This window comes from Citrobacter sp. wls826, assembly GCF_005281245.1.
Classification (GTDB): Bacteria; Pseudomonadota; Gammaproteobacteria; order Enterobacterales; family Enterobacteriaceae; genus Citrobacter; species Citrobacter braakii.
Genome location: NZ_SZWS01000051.1, coordinates 147,159 through 165,910, shown reverse-complemented (window position 1 = coordinate 165,910; position 18,752 = coordinate 147,159). Strand labels below are relative to the sequence as shown.

At 54.3% G+C, this 18,752-nt stretch carries 12 protein-coding genes and 2 tRNA genes; 3 read left to right on the top strand and 11 right to left on the bottom strand.

Annotated features, from left to right (window positions below):
- Nucleotides 1–32 precede the first annotated feature (32 nt).
- A complete protein-coding gene (gene tcdA, locus FDW87_RS12335) occupies nucleotides 33–839 on the bottom strand; it encodes a tRNA cyclic N6-threonylcarbamoyladenosine(37) synthase TcdA (RefSeq protein ID WP_019077596.1) in 807 nt (268 codons plus the stop codon).
- Nucleotides 840–878: 39 nt separating this feature from the next.
- Nucleotides 879–1,976, bottom strand: coding sequence for a murein transglycosylase A (gene mltA / locus FDW87_RS12330; protein ID WP_019077597.1), 1,098 nt, complete (start codon nucleotides 1,974–1,976; stop codon nucleotides 879–881).
- Between the two features lie 205 nt (nucleotides 1,977–2,181).
- Here mltA and FDW87_RS12325 point away from each other — a divergent pair.
- Together FDW87_RS12325 and FDW87_RS12320 are read left to right on the top strand one after the other, a co-directional pair.
- Nucleotides 2,182–2,258: transfer RNA gene (locus FDW87_RS12325), tRNA-Met, on the top strand.
- Between the two features lie 34 nt (nucleotides 2,259–2,292).
- Nucleotides 2,293–2,369, top strand: a tRNA-Met gene (locus tag FDW87_RS12320).
- A gap of 74 nt (nucleotides 2,370–2,443) precedes the next feature.
- Here FDW87_RS12320 and amiC read toward each other — a convergent pair.
- A complete protein-coding gene (gene amiC / locus FDW87_RS12315; protein WP_016154266.1) occupies nucleotides 2,444–3,697 on the bottom strand; it encodes an N-acetylmuramoyl-L-alanine amidase AmiC in 1,254 nt (417 codons plus the stop codon).
- Nucleotides 3,698–3,932: 235 nt separating this feature from the next.
- Here amiC and argA point away from each other — a divergent pair, with 235 nt between their 5' ends.
- A complete protein-coding gene (argA, locus tag FDW87_RS12310; RefSeq protein ID WP_008785703.1) occupies nucleotides 3,933–5,264 on the top strand; it encodes an amino-acid N-acetyltransferase in 1,332 nt (443 codons plus the stop codon).
- Between the two features lie 46 nt (nucleotides 5,265–5,310).
- On the opposite strand, the gene recD is transcribed toward argA, so the two are convergent.
- The 8 genes from recD to FDW87_RS12270 form a co-directional block, all read right to left on the bottom strand.
- Nucleotides 5,311–7,131, bottom strand: coding sequence for an exodeoxyribonuclease V subunit alpha (recD, locus tag FDW87_RS12305; protein WP_137379803.1), 1,821 nt, complete (start codon nucleotides 7,129–7,131; stop codon nucleotides 5,311–5,313).
- On the bottom strand, nucleotides 7,128–10,673 hold the full coding sequence (gene recB / locus FDW87_RS12300; RefSeq protein WP_137379802.1) for an exodeoxyribonuclease V subunit beta: 3,546 nt from the start codon (nucleotides 10,671–10,673) through the stop codon (nucleotides 7,128–7,130). Before recB ends, recD begins: the two co-directional genes overlap by 4 nt.
- Nucleotides 10,666–13,554 (bottom strand): pitrilysin, encoded by a 2,889-nt coding sequence (ptrA, locus tag FDW87_RS12295; RefSeq protein ID WP_016157372.1) that lies wholly within the window; start codon nucleotides 13,552–13,554, stop codon nucleotides 10,666–10,668. Before ptrA ends, recB begins: the two co-directional genes overlap by 8 nt.
- Before the next feature lie 179 nt (nucleotides 13,555–13,733).
- On the bottom strand, nucleotides 13,734–17,102 hold the full coding sequence (gene recC / locus FDW87_RS12290) for an exodeoxyribonuclease V subunit gamma (RefSeq protein WP_137379801.1): 3,369 nt from the start codon (nucleotides 17,100–17,102) through the stop codon (nucleotides 13,734–13,736).
- A gap of 12 nt (nucleotides 17,103–17,114) precedes the next feature.
- Nucleotides 17,115–17,438 carry a prepilin-type N-terminal cleavage/methylation domain-containing protein gene (locus FDW87_RS12285; RefSeq protein ID WP_047359086.1) on the bottom strand — a complete coding sequence of 108 codons (324 nt, stop codon included), beginning with the start codon at nucleotides 17,436–17,438 and terminating at the stop codon, nucleotides 17,115–17,117.
- Entirely contained in the window at nucleotides 17,423–17,830 is a 408-nt protein-coding gene (locus FDW87_RS12280) for a DUF2509 family protein (protein WP_047499364.1), read from the bottom strand. The genes FDW87_RS12285 and FDW87_RS12280 overlap by 16 nt, the downstream gene beginning before the upstream one ends.
- The gene (locus FDW87_RS12275) at nucleotides 17,827–18,390 is read right to left on the bottom strand and encodes a prepilin peptidase-dependent protein (RefSeq protein ID WP_109018335.1); all 564 of its coding nucleotides are present in this window, start codon (nucleotides 18,388–18,390) and stop codon (nucleotides 17,827–17,829) included. The genes FDW87_RS12280 and FDW87_RS12275 overlap by 4 nt, the downstream gene beginning before the upstream one ends.
- On the bottom strand, nucleotides 18,381–18,752 hold a 372-nt coding region (locus FDW87_RS12270), incomplete at its 5' end, for a prepilin peptidase-dependent protein (protein ID WP_252363145.1). The genes FDW87_RS12275 and FDW87_RS12270, both read right to left, overlap by 10 nt.

Below are 18,752 nucleotides of genomic sequence, written 5' to 3'. Positions count from 1 at the left end.
GACGCGAACGCGCCTTATCCGGCACAACACATTCAACTCTGGCGCGCCGCTTTCGCCATCATCTTCTTCAGCGCGTGTGAGACGGCAACAAAGCCAAAGGTGGCGGTCACCATAGTGGCCGCGCCAAAACCGGATGCGCAATCCATGCGCTTCGGCCCTTCCGCCGTCGCCTTCATCGCACATACCGAGCCATCTGCCTGCGGGTAAACCAGCGCTTCGGTCGAGAACACACAGTCCACGCCCAGCTTGCCTTTGCTGTTTTTCACCACGCCAAAATCGCTTTTCAGTCGCTCGCGTAGCTTGGCTGCCAGCGGATCCTGGATAGTTTTTGCCAAATCAACGACCTGTATCTGCGTCGGGTCGATCTGCCCTCCCGCACCACCGGTGGTCACCAGCGGAATTTTGTTACGCCGACACCAGGCGATCAGTGCCGCTTTTGGGCGCACGCTATCAATAGCATCAATGACATACGAATAACCCGCACTCATATACTCAGCAACATTATCCGGCGTGACAAAATCATCGACCACGTTCACCCGGCACTCCGGGTTAATCTGGCGGATACGTTCAGCCATCACTTCAGCTTTTGCCAGGCCTACGTTATCGCGCAGAGCATGGATCTGGCGGTTAGTATTGGTGACGCACACATCATCCATATCGATGAGCGTGATGGCGCCAATACCGGTACGCGCCAGCGCTTCCGCCGCCCACGACCCTACCCCGCCAATCCCGACCACACAAACGTGCGATTGGGCAAACAACTGCAGCGCATTTTCGCCATACAGACGCGCCGTACCGCCAAAACGCTGGCGCCAGGCATCACTGATAACCACAGACATAACACCTCAAATTAATTAATATCGAGCGCCATCCGGCTATTAACCGCTGAACACGTTACCCGTACCCGGCGCTGTTTTCAGTACCCACACGCGACCGTAGTGATTATACCACCCCGCACGGTGTCCGGCGTCAGCACCAATGCCCTGATAGATATCGAAGTGTTGCCCTTTAATAGCGCCACCCACATCTAACGCCACCATCAGGCGCAGTTCGTACTGGCCGGTAAACTTGCCGTTATTGTCCAGTAACGGGACTTCCGCCAGCAATGTTGTGCCCGCCGGAATGATACTGCGGTCAGAAGCCACAGACGCGCGGCCAATCAACGGTACCGCGCTGGCCCCTTTGACCGGTGCAAAAGATTGCGGTTTAAAGAAGACAAACGATGGGTTCTGCTCCAACAGCTCACGCACTTCGGCTTCGCTGTGCGTTTCACCCCAATGGCGAATAGCCTGCATCGACATATCTTCTTTTTTCACTTCGCCACGATCGATAAGCACCTTACCGATGCTGCGATAGGCGTGGCCGTTTTTCCCGGAATAGCTAAAGAAGTTAAGCGGACTGCCATCGCCAAAATCGATGTAACCACTGCCCTGCACATCCATAATGAAGTTATCCATCAGGGAGTTGCTGTATGCCAGAATGTAGTTGTCGCTCAGCGCGCCCGCGTAAATCTCGGCACGGCTTGGTAAGCGCCCACGTTTTGGCGGCATGCGATAAATAGGATACTGAAACTCGCCCTGGCGCGTATGGCGCGCCTGAATAACCGGCGTGTAATAACCGGTAAACTGGACGTTACCGTAGTTGTCCGCCCCTTCCATTTGCCAGGCATCAATACCAAACTGGCGCATACTGCGCGTATCACCGCCCGCACGTAACCACTGCTGGATAGCGTTGTAAACGTTGCTCTGGTTGCCGTACAAACGTGGCGAAGCGCTGCGAATTTGATTAACCTGCTCGGCGAAATCACCGGCATTGATTGGTGCGCCAACCGCATCAGGCTGGTTCACCAGTGAGAAAGGCTGGGTAAATTTCCCGTCTTTATACTGCTGCCCACGATCGGTGGGTTTTGAGGAACACGCGGCGAGCATCGCGACGACTGCTCCCGCCAGAAGATATTTTGCCCAACGTCCTTTCATTGTTCTCGTCTTATGTTGCCTGAATGCGAGACGAAGATAACAAACCCCCGAACCTAATGAAATGCGTATACATACCCGAACGCAAATTTTGAGCAAAAAACAATCCAGAATGCGTTGTTTTTGTTCATTTTCACCTTAAAAACGTGATCAAGGTGAAAAAAGGGTTGCATGAAAATGCGAGCAGAGTATAGTGCGCATCCACGGACGCGGGGTGGAGCAGCTTGGTAGCTCGTCGGGCTCATAACCCGAAGGTCGTCAGTTCAAATCTGGCCCCCGCAACCAATTAAAATTTGATGAAATAAAAGCAGTACGGTGACGCGGGGTGGAGCAGCCTGGTAGCTCGTCGGGCTCATAACCCGAAGGTCGTCGGTTCAAATCCGGCCCCCGCAACCAACATTATAAACACCCTAAAGGGTGTTTTTTTGTATCTGCGGTCCATAAAAAAAGCGCTTTTCAGCGCTTTTTTGTTATCCCCTTCTCGCCAACGTCGCGCCATCGGCAAAATAGGCTTTAATCCCCGCCAGAATCGACTCTGCAACTTCCTGCTGGAAGGTCGCAGTTTTGAGCTTGCGCTCTTCCTCAACGTTACTGATAAATGCGGTTTCCACCAGAATAGACGGAATATCCGGCGCTTTTAGTACCGCAAACCCGGCTTGTTCAACCTGGTTCTTATGCAGATTGTTAACTTTACCGAGCTTATTCAATACCGCTTTACCAAACTTCAGGCTGTCGGCGATGGTCAGCGATTGCACCATGTCGAACATGGTATGGTCGACGTAGCGATCGCCGCTCTTGCTGACGCCGCCAATCAAATCCGAGGCGTTCTGAGTTTGCGCCAGATATTTCGCGGCGGTGCTGGTCGCCCCTTTGGTCGAGAGTGCAAACACCGACGAACCTCTGGGCTGTCGACTGGTAAATGCATCAGCGTGAATAGAGACAAACAGGTCTGCACGCTGCTTCTGCGCTTTCGCCACGCGGACTTTAAGCGGAATGAAGATATCTTCATTTCGCGTCATAAAGACCTTCATGTTGCCCTCTTTCTCTATGAGGGCTCGCAGGCGTCGGGCAATCTGCAGCACCACATCTTTTTCACGCGTCTTGTATTTCCCCACCGCACCGGAGTCCTCTCCGCCATGCCCAGGGTCGAGCATAATGACAATGGGACGATCGCGCCCCGCTTTACCCGGCTGCGGGCCACTTTGCGCAGGCGGCACCTGTTTGTCCAGATCGCCCTTGTTGTATTCTTCCAGCAACGCCAGCAGCGGATCCTGAACATCCTGGGCATTAGCAGGATAGAGATCCATCACCAGACGTTCTTTAAAGCCTGCCACCGGAGCCAGCGCAAAAAGTTGCGGCTTCACATTCTGTTTCAGCTCGAACACCATCCGCACGGTCTGTGGGTCAAACTGCCCGACGCGCGCCGATTTAATATACGGATCGTCAGGACGGATCTGCGCACCCATGCCCTTGAGCACCGAGTTCAAATTAACGCCTTCAATATCCACAACCACACGCTCAGGATTACTCAGGGCAAACTGTTTGTATTTCAGCAGACGGTTAGATTCTACCGTGACGCGGGTGTAGCTGGACGCTGGCCAGACACGTACGGCAACGACCTGACTCATGGCAGCCAGACCAACCTGGCTGACGCTCAAAAGCCACATAGCACCCGCACCTTTCAGTAAACGGCGGCGACTGATTGCTGAATTGGATCCCGACATGCTTCTCCCGAGCAAAAAGAAATCTTTATTGAGGTAATACGTAAAACGTCTGAATTGACCGGAAACTTTAGCGAATGACGCATAATCTGTCATCTATAAAAGGGTAAACATTCTTTTTATATTCACGGCATTACTGAGAAAAATCTTCGGCATGGGTAAAAATTACGCTTGCGCACAGCGCCAAAACAGAATAAAAATACACAAATTACGAATAATCATGCAATGAGGGTGTGCCGTGGTGAAGGAGCGTAGAACCGAACTGGTACAGGGATTCCGCCATTCTGTTCCCTATATCAATACCCATCGGGGAAAGACGTTTGTCATTATGCTGGGCGGCGAAGCCATCGAGCATGAAAACTTTTCCAGTATCGTCAATGACATTGGCCTTCTTCATAGCCTCGGCATCCGCCTTGTCGTGGTCTATGGCGCACGACCGCAGATTGATGCCAATCTTGCGGCACATCATCATGAACCGGTGTACCACAAGAATACGCGCGTTACCGACGCTAAAACCCTGGAGCTGGTCAAACAGGCGGCAGGGTTACTTCAGCTTGATATTACCGCCCGCCTGTCAATGAGCCTGAATAATACGCCATTGCAGGGGGCGCACATCAATGTGGTCAGCGGTAATTTTATTATCTCCCAGCCGCTGGGCGTTGATGACGGCGTGGATTACTGCCATAGCGGACGTATTCGTCGTATTGATGAAGATGCCATTCACCGGCAGTTAGACAGTGGCGCGATTGTGCTGATGGGTCCGGTCGCCGTTTCCGTCACCGGTGAGAGCTTTAACCTGACTTCAGAAGAGGTCGCCACGCAGTTGGCTATCAAACTGAAGGCAGAGAAAATGATCGGCTTTTGCTCCTCTCAGGGCGTCACCAACGATGATGGCGATATTATTTCCGAGCTGTTTCCTAACGAAGCCCAGGCGCGCGTTGAGCTGCAGGAAGAGAAAGGCGATTACAGCTCCGGCACAGTGCGCTTCCTGCGCGGGGCAGTGAAAGCCTGTCGCAGTGGGGTACGGCGCTGCCATCTGATCAGCTATCAGGAAGATGGCGCATTGCTGCAGGAACTGTTCTCCCGTGACGGGATCGGTACGCAGATCGTAATGGAAAGCGCCGAGCAGATCCGCCGCGCTACCATTAACGATATCGGCGGGATTCTGGAGCTGATCCGCCCGCTGGAGCAGCAAGGCATTCTGGTACGTCGCTCCCGCGAACAACTGGAAATGGAGATCGACAAATTCACGATTATTCAGCGCGATAACCTGACCATCGCCTGCGCCGCTCTGTACCCTTTCCCGGAGGAGAGAATTGGCGAAATGGCGTGCGTGGCGGTGCATCCGGACTACCGTAGCTCATCGCGCGGGGAAGTATTGCTGGAGCGGATCGCCGCGCAGGCCCGGCAAATGGGACTGAGCAAACTGTTCGTGCTGACCACGCGCAGCATCCACTGGTTCCAGGAACGTGGTTTCACGCCGGTGGATATCGACCTGCTGCCGGAAAGCAAGAAAGAGATGTACAACTATCAGCGGCGGTCAAAGGTGCTGATGGCGGATTTGGGGTAGTGGTCGTTGCCGGATGCGGTATAAATGCCTTATCCGGCAACGAATTTTATTGATTAAACAACGCCGACAATCCGCTGCGACGTTCGGTGCGGGTGGCAATGGCGTTACTTAATATCCGCTCATCGGCATACAGTGACAGACGCCGGCGCGCGCGGGTGACGGCGGTATAGACCAGCTCGCGGGTAACCACGGGTGAATGCTGGCTGGGTAAAATCAACGCCGCATGGTCAAACTCAGATCCCTGCGATTTGTGCACGGTCATCGCCCAGGTGGTTTCATGTTCAGGTAAGCGACTGGGCTGGACTGATTTGATAGAACCGTCCGGCAGCGCAAACCACACCCTCAGGCCCTGTCCACGATCGAGGGCAATGCCGATATCACCGTTAAATAATCCCAGCGAACTGTCATTGCGCGCGATCATCACCGGTCTTCCCTCATACCAGCGGCTATGCGTCGAACGATGAATTTTACGTTTTTGCGCCATCACCTGCTCAAGGCGTTCATTCAAACCACCCACGCCAAACGGACCTTCACGCAGGGCACACAACAGCTGATACTCATTGAAGGCCTGAATGACGGCATCCGGCTCAGCGCCCTCGCGCAGTAAATCCAGATAGTGCCCATAACCCGCCAGCGCCTCATCCAACATCGCGGCGTAATCTTCGCTGCTATGTAGCGTGCGTTTTTCAATGTCGCTAAACCCCTGCTGGAAGACCGTTTTGAGCGCGGCTTTGTCACCACGATTAATCGCAGCAGCCAACTGACCGATTCCGGAATCGCTACCGAAACGGTAACTCTTTTGCAGCAGACACAAACTGTCGCGCAAAGCGGCGGCCTGAGTTCCCAGACCTGCCGGAATAGCGCTTCCGGTCAGACGACTGAGCTGGCGGGCGCGTTCCGGGGTAAACCCGTCACCGACGAAAGCACAGATATCCCCCAGCACCGCCCCCGCTTCGACAGAAGCGAGCTGGTCACGATCGCCAAGAAAAATCACCCGCCCGTGCGGCGGCAGCGCATCGATAAGGCGCGACATCATCGGCAAATCAATCATCGAGGCTTCATCCACCACCAGCACATCCAGATGCAGCGGGTTTCCCGCATGATGACGCAGACGCTGACTGCCTGGCTGAGCGCCTAATAATCGATGCAACGTACTGGCGTCATCGGGAATGCGTTTCTTTTGCTCTTCGGTTAACGGCAGTTCTCGTAGCGCTGCGCCCAGCGAGGCAGTCAGGCGCGCTGCCGCCTTTCCAGTAGGAGCCGCCAGACGAATACGGCAGCGTTCTCCCTCCGCCATCTGAATCAACGCCGCCAGAAGCCTCGCAACTGTTGTCGTTTTTCCGGTCCCCGGCCCGCCGGAGATCACCGATATACGACGGGTCAACGCCACCGCAGCGGCCACTTTTTGCCAGTTAACACCTTCCGCTGGTGGAAACAACGCCGCCAGCGTGTGGGTCAGCCGTTGTTCATCCACCTCAATGGCGTGGTTAACTTCACTGAAAAAGCGAGCCACCGCCCGTTCGTTATGCCACATCCGGTTCAGATACAGGCGATCGCCGTGCAGCACCAGCGGCGTGGGTTGCTCACCGCGGCTTACCGCCCCGGAGGCCAGCAGACATTCCGTCCAGTCTTCTGGCTCCCCCACTTCAGCGAGCCAGGCGCTTAAAAGGGGATGGGCATCCTCGCTCAGGGATAACCGTGAAAGTGGTAAGCAGACGTGCCCTTCTCCTGCTTCACGACTGAGCAACGCCGCCGCCAGCGCAACGGCAGGGTTGTCATTTCCGGCAACCACCAGCGCAAACTGGGCATCCAGAGGCCGGAGCTGTTTTTGCTCCACAGCTTCCAGTAATCGTTTCTGGATTGTCATGACATCTCCTCCAGTGGCGCACCGACAAACATCTCGTCCATCAAGGCGATTAACTCCCCGTCAGGTCGGGTCGCGTAAATTCCCTGTTGCGGATTTTCACTGTCAATGCCACGCAAGAAGAGATAGATAACACCGCCAAAATGGCGTTCATAATCGTAATCAGCAATGCGATGGCGCAAGTAGCGATGCAGCGCCAGGGTATAAAGTTGATACTGCAGGTCGTAGCGATGCGCCTGCATGGCAGAGGCCATCGCCTGCTGCGTATACGCTGAGCTGTCTTCCCCCAGCCAGTTCGATTTGTAATCGAGTAGGTAATAACGCCCCTGGTGGCGGAAAACCAGGTCAATAAATCCTTTCAGCATGCCGCGTACCTGCATAAATTCCAACGCAGGGCACCCCGCGGAGAGAGGATCGTATTGGCGAATTAACGCATCAAGTTGGCTGGCCATCAGCGGCTGCGAAATCGGCAGGTAAAACTCCATCTCCACCTGTTTTTCACGCGCGGAAAGATGGCTCAAACTCACGCCCGTCTCGTTGAGAGGCGCCTGCAAAATGGCATCCAGCCATTCGGTCAAAACCGGCGTCCAGTGCGCGTCATAACCGCCCAACGCCAGTTTTTCCTCGACCCAACGCGGATCTACCGGTTGAGTAAAGTCGAGATCTTCAAACAGGCTATGCAAGAATGTACCTGGCGAAGCGCCGCGCGGGAACTGATGCGGAGTAAGCCCTGACTCTTCAATAACCTCACCAACGCCTGCGGCATCAATATCCAGTCGCGGGATCAGATCCTGCGCGATTCCATGCCCACGCTGCTGCAGACCGGAATAACTGGTCACGCGCCAGCTATCGCCGGGCGTACGCTGCAGTATTTTCGCACTCAGTTCGCAGCTAACAGCTTGCGCAACTTGCCAGCGTTCACCGTCAGGCTGCGCAGGCGTCTGGCAGGCAATATCATCACTGCACAACGCTTCAATCGCACTACGCAGACCCGCGGCATCCATCGGCTCACCTTTTTGCAACAGGCGACCAAGGGCGCTGTGATGTACATCGGTATCCCCTTTTTTATCGCCCCGACGTCGCACCAACGGCGCCACGCCAAGGCTGCAGTGCCATACCGAACGGGTTAGCGCGACATAGAGCAAACGCAGGTCTTCCGCCAGACGCTCCGCTTCAGCCAGCTCAACGCTCTCTTCGGCATCGCTGAGATCCAGCATGGCTTCAAAAGAGCTGCGATCGTGGTAGAAAGCCTGATCCTGGACGCGGAAATTCGTGATAAACGGCAGCCAGACCAGCGGATACTCCAGCCCTTTAGATTTATGGATAGTGACGATTTTGACCAGATGCTTGTCGCTTTCCAGCCTGAGCTGCTGGCTGGACGCGTTGCTGTCGGGTTCAAGAATATGCTGGGAAAGCCAGCGCACCAGCGCATGCTCGCTTTCCAGCTGCGAGCCTGCTTCCTGCAACAGTTCGCTGATATGTAAAATATCGGTCAGGCGGCGTTCGCCCCCCGCCGTCGCCAGCAGGTTTTCCGCAATCTGGCGGGTTGTCATCAGCGCGCGCAGCATCGGCATCACGCCGCGTTTATGCCAGATCTGACGATAGCCATCAAACTCTTCGACCACCGCATCCCAGGCATTTTCGTCGTTATTTAACGCTTCAAGATCCTGCGCATTCAGCCCCATCATTGAGGTCGCCAGCGCGCTACGCAGCGTGTTCTCACGCTCCGGCGTCATCACCGCCTGCAGCACCCACAGCAACTCCCGCGCTTCCAGCGTTTCAAATACGCTGTCACGGTTGGAAAGGTAGACGGAGGGAATTGCCAGCTGTGTCAGCGCATCACGGACCAGTGCCGCCTCCTGGCGGCTACGAACCAGTACGCTGATGTCCGACGCGCGTACCGGACTGGATGTTTTACCACTGACCAGTTGCGCAGCGCCAGACTGCCCGGCCTTAAGCCAGTCGCGAATTTGCGTGGCGCACACCTGGGCCATGTAGTTCTGATAATCGCCTACGCCGCAGCTTTCCCCTTCCATCAGCCACATGCTCATGGCTGGCTGTGTCTCACCGTGTAAAACAAACCGAAACGACTGGTTTTTTTCTGCAAATTTTACCGGGCTAAAGGGGATTTCGCGGAACATAAAGGCGTCATCCATCTGGCTGAAAAGCGTATTTACGCTATTGACCATGCCGGGGGCCGAACGCCAGTTGGTATCGAGCGTATAGTGTGCGCTGACCTCGCTGCGCGCCTTCATATAGGTGAAGATATCCGCGCCGCGAAACGCGTAAATCGCCTGTTTTGGGTCGCCAATCAGCAGCAGTGCGGTATCCGGCTGATGCTGCCAGATCCGGCGAAAAATACGGTACTGCTGCGGATCGGTATCCTGAAATTCATCGATCATCGCGACCGGAAAACGGGTACGGATAGCCGTCACCAGCGCATCGCCGCTTTCACTGCGCAACGCTGCATCCAGACGGCTGAGCATATCGTCAAAGCCTAGCTCACCGCGGCGTCGTTTCTCCTCGGCAACCGCTGAACGGATCTCCGCCAGCGCCCGGGTGATCACCAGATCGCGGAGAGTTAACGGTTCGCTAAGCAGTTCATCAATAGCGACAAACAGCGGGTGCTGAGGGGTTATTCCGCCCGCTTTGGTGCGTTCTTCCAGAAAACGCTGTGAGAATTTCTCCAGCGCGTCAGGAAGCTGATAACTTTGGGTTTCTTCTTGCGCCCATGCGCTGATCTTTTCGATCCACTTGCCCTGGTTACCACGATTAAATTTACGCCGGTCAATCCCGGAGGCTTCCAGCAGGCCATCCAGCTCATCAACGGAATCACGCCATTGCTGCTTGATCTGGTTAATGCGCGTGAGAATTTGTTCGTGCCGGGAAGCCAGCGTTTCGTCATCAGACGGCGGAGCCTTGATGACCGGCGCTTCCCCCTGCAGATAGCGATCGATGTCTCTCAGCAGAGCCTGCGGTCCTTTCCACGTTTCAAAAATCACCTGCGCAATGTCGCGGGGTAGTGGATAGCAGTGTCGACGCCAGAAGTCCGCACAGGCCTGATAGCGCAGCAGCGATTCATCTTCTATCAGTTGCTGTTCGAACAGCATGCCTGATTCAAAGGCGTTGAGACTGAGCATACGCTGACAAAAGCCGTGGATGGTAAACACCGCCGCTTCATCCATCTGTCTTTCAGCCAATAGCAGCCACTGAGCGGCCTGTTTTTTATCGGCGATTTCATCTAACAAACGGGCATATAGCGGGTTGTCGGTCTTTTCACGCAGGCAGGCAATTCGCAGTTCATGAATGTTGCTACGAATTCGTCCGCGCAACTCTTCGGTGGCTACCTCGGTGAAGGTGACCACGAGCAGTTCTTCAACGGTCAGAGGACGAGGAAAGGCGGCAGAGCCGCCCAGTCCAAGCAGTAAACGTAAATACAGGGCGGCGATGGTAAATGTTTTACCGGTGCCCGCAGAGGCTTCAATCAGGCGCTCGCCCGTCAGGGGCAAGCGCAGTGGATCAAGGGACTCAGCGGCATCATTCATTCTTATCACTCATCAGGGGTAAGGTTTGCTGCAACGCGCTGACTGTCTGCCACACTTTCCAGCCTTCCGGGTGCACATATTCTGCTTTCCCGTTCTGACTGCCGGAAACCTGTGACAGTATCGCCATGCCTTGCGGCTCAACCACCGCCTGATGGAAGAAGTCGGCAAGTTTTTGCGGCGTCAGCAGTTTAATCTGAGCCACTATTTTATCACGTGAATCGAAGCGCATATTGCCGCGATCAAAATCTTTGCTTAACTGTGAGGCTTCTTCCCCCAGCGTTTGCGGCGCCTGCAACATTTGCGCAATAATCGCCTGCTGAATTTGCGCAAACTCTTCAGGTTTCATCGCCCGCAGCTTCGCTTCCGCCGTCGGGAAGAACGCTTTATAACGCTCCCAAAGATAAGACGGCTGCTTATCATTGCTTTGCAGCAGGAACCCCATTCCCCACTGACGGCCGATACTCATCGGGAAAGCAAATACAGCGTAGCCTAACTGCTCTTCAGTACGCAGTTGATTGTAGAACCACGGCTGAACAATCTGCCCTAACATGGCGCTGTAGGCTGAACTGGCGTATTCATCGTATCCGGTTGGCACAAATACCGCCGCCAGCGCGGAGTCCGTGCTACTGCCTGCTTTTTCAAAGATGACGGACTGCTTCTTGTCCACAACCACATCTTTATTGCGACACCACTGTGACCCGTTAGCGCCAAGCTGTTGTTGGATATCCCGCGCCATGGTCGTCGCCTGAGCGGCGCTCATATTACCAATTACCAGGAATTCAGGCCGCGCACCGGTTTTTAAGGCGTCGCGGTACGCCATCACCTCTTTCAGGGTGATGGAAGGCAGTAGCTTACGGCGCTCATCGCGTGAGAAGTACGGCACCTGAGAAAGCATTTGTACTGGCATAATTGCCTGATCGTAGGCTTTACCCTTCTCTGCAGAATCCATCATCTGGGCATACCAGGATTTCGCCTGTTCCAGCTGTTCATCCGTTGAGGTGTAGCTGAAATAGCCGCTCAGCAGAGCCTGAAAAAGCTGCGGCAGACGTTGGGTATAGCCGTTGGCGTTAAGCATCAACCCATTGTTAGCGTTGGTAGAGAAACCAATTCCACCTACCGACGCCTGATTGCTTAACTGATCGAGCGCAATCCCCGCCAGGTAATCGTTAAGTGCGAATAATACCTGGTTGCGGGCGCTGTCCATGGCCTTCGGGTTACGCAGGATCACGCTGACGTCAGCCTTCGGCTCACTGGCAAAATACTGGCTCGGCGCATACACCACGCGTAGATCCGGCTCATCAACGATCAGTTCCGGGTGAGCGTATTTTTTATCCGTTTTAATCAGCGTGAAATCATCCGGAATGTAGGGGTTCAACTCCGGTAACGACAGCGCAATGCCCTGCGCTTTTTGCTGCCAGTCGGCAAAGGTTTTGTCGCTGATTTTATCCACCTGGTAAGGCGCATCGACAAAATAAGCGGTTTTATTATGCGGTTCTTTCGCACTGATATACCAGATACGCGCATTCTGTGGCGTCATCATTGCCAGGCGTTGCTCAACGGCTTTCACATCGTACTGGTCGGCAATATTCACCGCATCCAGCGTATGTTCGACAGGAACGCGGATCATGGTATCAGCCAGCCATTCCACGTAGTCCATATCACGGGTGATGGAGGGATAACGGAAATCGAGATCCAGTACGTGCGCCAGTTCGTCAAAATAGCGTTTATCGACGCCTTTATCGCGTAACAGATTGAGATAACTGAAAATTGCCGCAACAACTTCATCGCGGTTCGCCAGCCCTTTGTCGGTTAACGTCGCGGAAATGGCTAACACGCCGCTGTTCCCATTGACCACCGGATCGGAATCCGCACGAATACCTTCAACCAGTCCCTGCTTTTGCAGCCAGTCAGACAACGTGCCAGGGCTACGATTACCAATCAGATAGGTCACCAGCTCATCGGTTTTACTGCGGAACTGCGCGCTGTTGTTATCGATACGAAACTCGACGCGCAGTACTTTACGCGGCATTGCCGGAACATAGTGGATGATGACGCCCTTTTGCGCGTCGGTGACTACCGGTACGGTAATTTCAGGCTTTGCGATATTTCTGTTCGGTACGCGTCCAAAGGTGTCAGCAGCTATCCGCGCCAGCTCTGGCAGCGGTTTATTGCTATAAATCACCGCCTTCATCAGGTTCGCGGAGTAGTACTTTTCATGAAATTTTTGTAATGCCTGCACCACCGGGTTTCCCGGTTTATCGCTTAATGTCTCGAGATTTCCGCCGGAGAAACGCGAGCCAGGGTGCGCCGGGTTGATGGTCTCAGCACTCACCTGCGCCATACGCATCCCGTCTCGGGTACGCGCCAGCGTCAGCTCGGAGTTAACCGCGTTACGCTCACGATCGGCATATTTTTTATCCAGCAACGGATCGGCAATAGCGTCCGCCAGGCGATCCACCGCCCCCACCAACGCGTCGTTTTCGACTTCAAGATAGAAGGCCGTACGGTAAGGCGCGGTGCTGGCATTGTGGCTGCCGCCGTGCATTTTCAGGAATTCAGCCAGACTGTCCGGCTGTGGGTATTTTTTCGAGCCCATCAGACACATGTGTTCGAGATAATGCGCCAGCCCCTGATGCTCGTCCGGATCCTCCAGCGAGCCCACGGGAACCACCAGTGCAGAAAGGGATTTCACGGCCTGAGGATCGGATACCAGCAACACGACCATGCCGTTATCAAGGCGCACGGCCTGATACTGGCGGGTGTCTTTATCGCTTTTACGGATGGTTTCAGCTAAAGGCTGCCAACCGGTATCTGCCTGACTTACGGGAACCCAAAGGGCGACGAACAACAGTAATGCGCTGAACCAGGTGCTGCGGGGCATTCACAAACCTCATCATTAACGTATTCACCTGTTCACAGCAAAGCACGCATAAATACGTGGTCTGAACAGGGCAAGACTATGTGCTGAACGAGCCAGCATCCTCTCTTTGTAAGAATCAGTCCGTGACAGAATGCGCATCATAGTGGAAGCCATCGAACCGCGCAATTTTTATACAATCATCATGACTGATTAAAGCGAAAAATTGGTAACAGGTAGCGCTGAGACTGTAAAACAATGGTCTCCAGCGTAGCCGCATCCAGCTGACGCCAAAGACGCTGATACCAGATATCATCACCTTCACCCCGTACCATCATGTTGCCTTCATAGGCCTGCAGAAACTTACTGCGCGCTTTTTGCAACGTTGCATCGTCATCTAACATGGCATCATTTACGGCGTCATAACAGGTTTTTATCCAGGCGCCGCCGCTTTCGGGCAATACCAGCAATGGTGACGACATGCCTTCCCGATACCCGTCAATGAGCTGCGACAGGTACAGCAGTGCCTGCTCTGCATCCAGTGGCGGAAAACGCCATTCCCCGTCTTTACGCAGGAACAACCGGCTCTCTCCCGTACCGCCACTGGCACAATAGACAAGATGTTCCAGCCAAAGTTGCACACCCTGCGCAATGCTTATCAAAGATGGGCGCCAGCGCAACAAACCGTCCTCTTGCACCTGTGGTAGCCAACCGGTGATTTGCACGCCGTTACAGTTAAGATCGATTTCCATACTCTGGCAGGGCTGACGACAGGCGATAATGCGTTCAGCCAGCGACTGCATCTCCTGACGCTGCGTATCCCACAGAATTTCGCCAAATGGCCCATAGGGAAGCGTGCCCGCCGCACGAAAACGGCGAAACAGTTGTTCAGCATCCTTCTCTTCAACCAGCGTGTTAAGCAATTGCTGATTAAGCTGATAGCGGGTTAATCCTTCAAGAGTGAACGGTTCCGTTTCCGGGATCTCACTTTCTTCAGAGCGGAAGTTGACCCTCAGACGCATCTGGAAAAAAGCCCTTACCGGATGAGCCCAAAATCGCTGCAGCGTTTCCAGCGTCAGCGTTTCAGGCATCTCAAAAGGAAGCGTCTGGACAAAATTCGTGTGCGCTTTTCCTGACAGGCTCGCCGCAGGCAGCCATTCCCGGGCATAGCTTTGCTGTTCGCCCGGCAGATAGTTTTGTGCATCAAAGGGCATACGGGTATGCAAACGAGTAATGTGTGCTTTTACCCGGGCTTCGCTTTGATCGCAGGTCAACGATTCATCTCCCGGCAGATAGTGGCTTTGCCCGATGTAGTCCATCAGTTCCTGCACCAGCACCGACGGGAAGCGCTCGCTGTTGTCCTGAATGGAGCGGCCAATGTAGCTGATGTAGAGCGTTTGCTGTGCTGAAATCAATGCTTCAAGAAACAGGTAGCGGTCATCATCGCGACGGCTGCGATCGCCCCTCATCGGTTTTTGACTCATCAAATCAAAGCCCAACGGTGCAAGCTGACGCGGATAAACGCCATCGTTCATACCCAGCAGGCACACCACCTTGAAAGGAATAGAGCGCATCGGCATCAGCGTACAAATGTTAACTGGCCCCGCCAGGAAGCGCTGGCTAATGCGCTCCTGGTCAAGACGCTGGGCCAGCTCATCACGCAATAGAGAGAGCGGTATGGCATCACCATACTCAGCCCCCAGACCTTCAGTGATAATGGCCTGCCACTGCTGTTCAATCAGCGTCATCGCCGCTTCGGTATCTGCATCCGGCAGGAAGAAATCATTAAGCATGTCCCGACAAACGGGCAGCCACTCTTCCAACGGGCGCTCCTGCGCTAACCCTCTACGCCAGAGATTGAGCTGCATCAGCAACGAGGCCAGATGCCCTACCAACTCGGCAATCAAACCGTTGGACTCATCGTATGGCAATACCGATTGCCACTCGCCCTGCGCGCTTTCCATCGCGTAGCCGAGCAGCATGCGGGTTAAACCAAATTGCCAGGTATGCTGACCTGTAGGCGGAAGTTCCAGTTCACGCACGTTATCGTCGTCAATTCCCCAGCGAATCCCGGATTCATTGACCCATAACCGAAGATAGCGCAGCCCTTCTTCATCGATATTGAAACGCGCCGCCAGCACGGGCACATCCAGTAATGCCAGCACATCCTCTGAGACAAAACGGCTATCCGGCAGCGACAGCAGGCTAATAAAGGCCTGTAAGACAGGATGAGACTGGCGCGCCCGACGGTCGGAAATCGCATAAGGTAAGTAACGCTCAGCTGGCGCGCTGCCAAAGACCGACTGAATAAATGGGCTGTAGCTGTCGATATCCGCCACCATCACAATAATATCGCGCGGCGTCAGCGTGGGATCCGCTTCCAGCATTGCCAGCAGGCGGTCATGAAGAATTTCTACCTCGCGCTGTGGGCTATGACAAACATGGAAAGTCACGCTGGTGTCGTTTAGTTCAAGTCGTCGTTTATTGTCGCTACGCGAATACTCTTCAAGCGTAACGCCCGCCACGGCATGACTTTCAAGTTCCAGAATATCCGATTGAATATTATGCAAAAGATTGTCAGGCGTAATATCGACAAACGCATCCAGCTCCTGACTATTTTCCAGTTCTGAAAGCAAATAAATGTAATCGCGCCCCAGTTTGCCCCACGAGGCCAGCATCGGGTTGCCCACATCCTGTTCACCATCGCTGTTAAACAATCCTTCGGCTTTCTGACTATCGCGAAACAGCGGCAGATGGCGTTCTTCAAAGCTGTGCCGACGCTGACGCGCCATCAACTTCGCCAGCCAGGCAGGATCTTTTATATCTCCCCAGTAGTAGCGACAAGGGTTGGTAAACAGCAGATGAATATCAATGTGCTTGCCCAGCGCCTGCAATGCCTGCAAATAAACCGGCGGCAGCGCCGAAATGCCGCAAATAAAGACGCGAGAAGGCAGTCCCTGCGGACACTCGGACGCACTTTCCAGAGTCTGAATAAATCGTTGGTATAAATTGGCGCGATGCCAGCGCGGCTGGCCCAATTCCTCGGTGTGTTCCACCAGCGCTTTCCACAACGGCGCCTGCCAGGCCTGAGACTCGCCGAGTCCCTCAACCAGTCGCCCGGCTTCCCACAGGGTCAACCACTCAGGGCGATAGACTAAATACTGGTCGAAGAGGTCAGCCGCGCGCGAGGAAAGCTGAAACAGCTTACGTTTATCGGTGTCGTCCGTCAGATAGTGGCGCAGCAATGCGAAGTCATCGCCATCCAGCAATTGCGGCAACAGCGTCATCAACTTCCAGCTCATGCTCTGTTTGCTGAACGCGCTCTCTTTCGGGATATCCGGCAGCACGCGCACAAACATATCCCAGATAAAACTCGCGGGCAGCGGAAAATCGATGTTGGCGGCAATACTAAACTTCTGTGCAAGGGTCATTTGTAGCCACTGTGCCATACCGGTACTTTGAACCAGGATCATCTCAGGTTCAAAGGGGTCGTCCAGCCGCTCGCGCTCAACGATAAATTCCATTAACGCTTCCAGCACATCCAGACGATTGGAGTGGTAGACCCTTAACATAGCGACTCCTGACTACTGACGATTCGGGCAATGCAGACGCGTCATCTGACCCTGCCTGCCCAAGGGTGAAGAAATTTTAACGTTGATGCTGACACATCCCGCGCTCGTTGTCTGCATTCGGTTAACCTGCCAGTTCAAAGGCGATGAAAACTGATACAGCTGGGTTTGCTGCCAGGCGTGACGCCAGAGTTGCTGATACTGGTTTCTGATGATAAAGCTGTTCATCAGCGCCCGCTGGTATCCTGACAGCGCGGTCACAATCATGATCATCAGCACCATTGCCAGCATCACTTCCGGCAGGCTAAAGCCACGCTGTCTGTTCAGGGGATCTGACATAGTGCCTGCTCCTTTAGTGGACAAAAATCGCTCCAGCCATGCGCCGAATATTCGATATTGTCATCAATAATCGCCCCCTGCCGCCATAACGATACCCCTTCATAATGGACTATAAGCAGCACGAAATTATTAGTAAGCAGTCGCAGGCAAACCGCGGCATCCTGCGTGGTATAACGCCGACACTGTGCAGCGAGTTGTAAGCGCCAGGGCTGCATACGCCCCCATTCCATCGCGGATTGCACCACCGCCTGGCGCTGCAGAGCCTGACTTTGCGTGACCACTCGCGAAGCAAAACGGGACTCCTGCCTGCTAACGCCTTGCAGCAGAAGGCTACCGAGCACCAGCAGTAACAGGACCATCGCTAAAGATGAAACGCCCCGCTCACGGTTCACAGGTTGAATCCTGTCACGCTGTAGACTGCTTCAATAACCTTTTGTGGTTCGGCATTGTTCACTCCGCGCAAACGCAGCGTAAGGAGCGGGGAATATCCGCTGATATTCAGACGTTCGACCAGAAATGCCTCAATCTGTATCGTGGCTGGATCGGTCATTTTCTCCCACCCTTTTCCATTGCAGTCCGTTACTCCCCGCAGGGTCTCCAGTACCTTGTCCTGTAAACGAAATCCAATCGTATCGGCCTCTTTCGCGGGACTGCTCTCCCAAATGCCGTTGCTATTGGCATCCCAGCGCGCAATGACACAGTCGCCCTTAGCCGATATCTCCAGCCCTTCTCCGACACAGTTTCCGCGGCAGTACCCTGCCCGCTGAAGATGCTTCGCCACGGTGTATACCCGCTGCCATATTTCATCTTCAAGCGCTAACTGGCGCGTGTTGCGCAGGATCTCTCGCTGCAGCGCGGGTAAAAATCGCGCTGAGCTAAGCAATAAAACGCTGCTAATCGCCATAGCAATCAGCACCTCAAGGAGTGAAAAGCCCCGTTCATTTACTGACATAACCTGGCCTCATCTTTCTCGCAAAGCCTGATTCGCCCCCAGCCTGACACCACCACGCGCCATTCCCCTGTCGTATTTTTCAGGCGAATATGTCCAGCCCATGCCGTATTGCGCAGACCAAAAAAGGCCAGTGAAGGCGTTATCTCTGCCATTTCGACATCGTCCCAGGGCGGTGTAAAAGCCAAGGGCGAAACGGGTAGACACGTGGTTTGCACAGCAGCAGAGCTGACAAAACACCAGGATGTGCCATCCCGAATCACGCTGATGACGTGATCGCGGTTACGCCAGTTAGCATCTTCACGCAGTTGCAGCAGGTAATCTCGCACCTGAATGGCGGTTTGCCATAGCCGCTGTTGCTGTTG

Bases quoted from the DNA above. Each gene is read 5' to 3' on its own strand.
- FDW87_RS12275 (WP_109018335.1), bottom strand. From the start codon at position 18,390: ATGTCAGTAAATGAACGGGGCTTTTCACTCCTTGAGGTGCTGATTGCT.
- ptrA (WP_016157372.1), bottom strand. From the start codon at position 13,554: ATGCCCCGCAGCACCTGGTTCAGCGCATTACTGTTGTTCGTCGCCCTT.
- recC (WP_137379801.1), bottom strand. From the start codon at position 17,102: ATGTTAAGGGTCTACCACTCCAATCGTCTGGATGTGCTGGAAGCGTTA.
- recD (WP_137379803.1), bottom strand. From the start codon at position 7,131: ATGACAATCCAGAAACGATTACTGGAAGCTGTGGAGCAAAAACAGCTC.
- amiC (WP_016154266.1), bottom strand. From the start codon at position 3,697: ATGTCGGGATCCAATTCAGCAATCAGTCGCCGCCGTTTACTGAAAGGT.
- FDW87_RS12285 (WP_047359086.1), bottom strand. From the start codon at position 17,438: ATGTCAGATCCCCTGAACAGACAGCGTGGCTTTAGCCTGCCGGAAGTG.
- recB (WP_137379802.1), bottom strand. From the start codon at position 10,673: ATGAATGATGCCGCTGAGTCCCTTGATCCACTGCGCTTGCCCCTGACG.
- tcdA (WP_019077596.1), bottom strand. From the start codon at position 839: ATGTCTGTGGTTATCAGTGATGCCTGGCGCCAGCGTTTTGGCGGTACG.
- mltA (WP_019077597.1), bottom strand. From the start codon at position 1,976: ATGAAAGGACGTTGGGCAAAATATCTTCTGGCGGGAGCAGTCGTCGCG.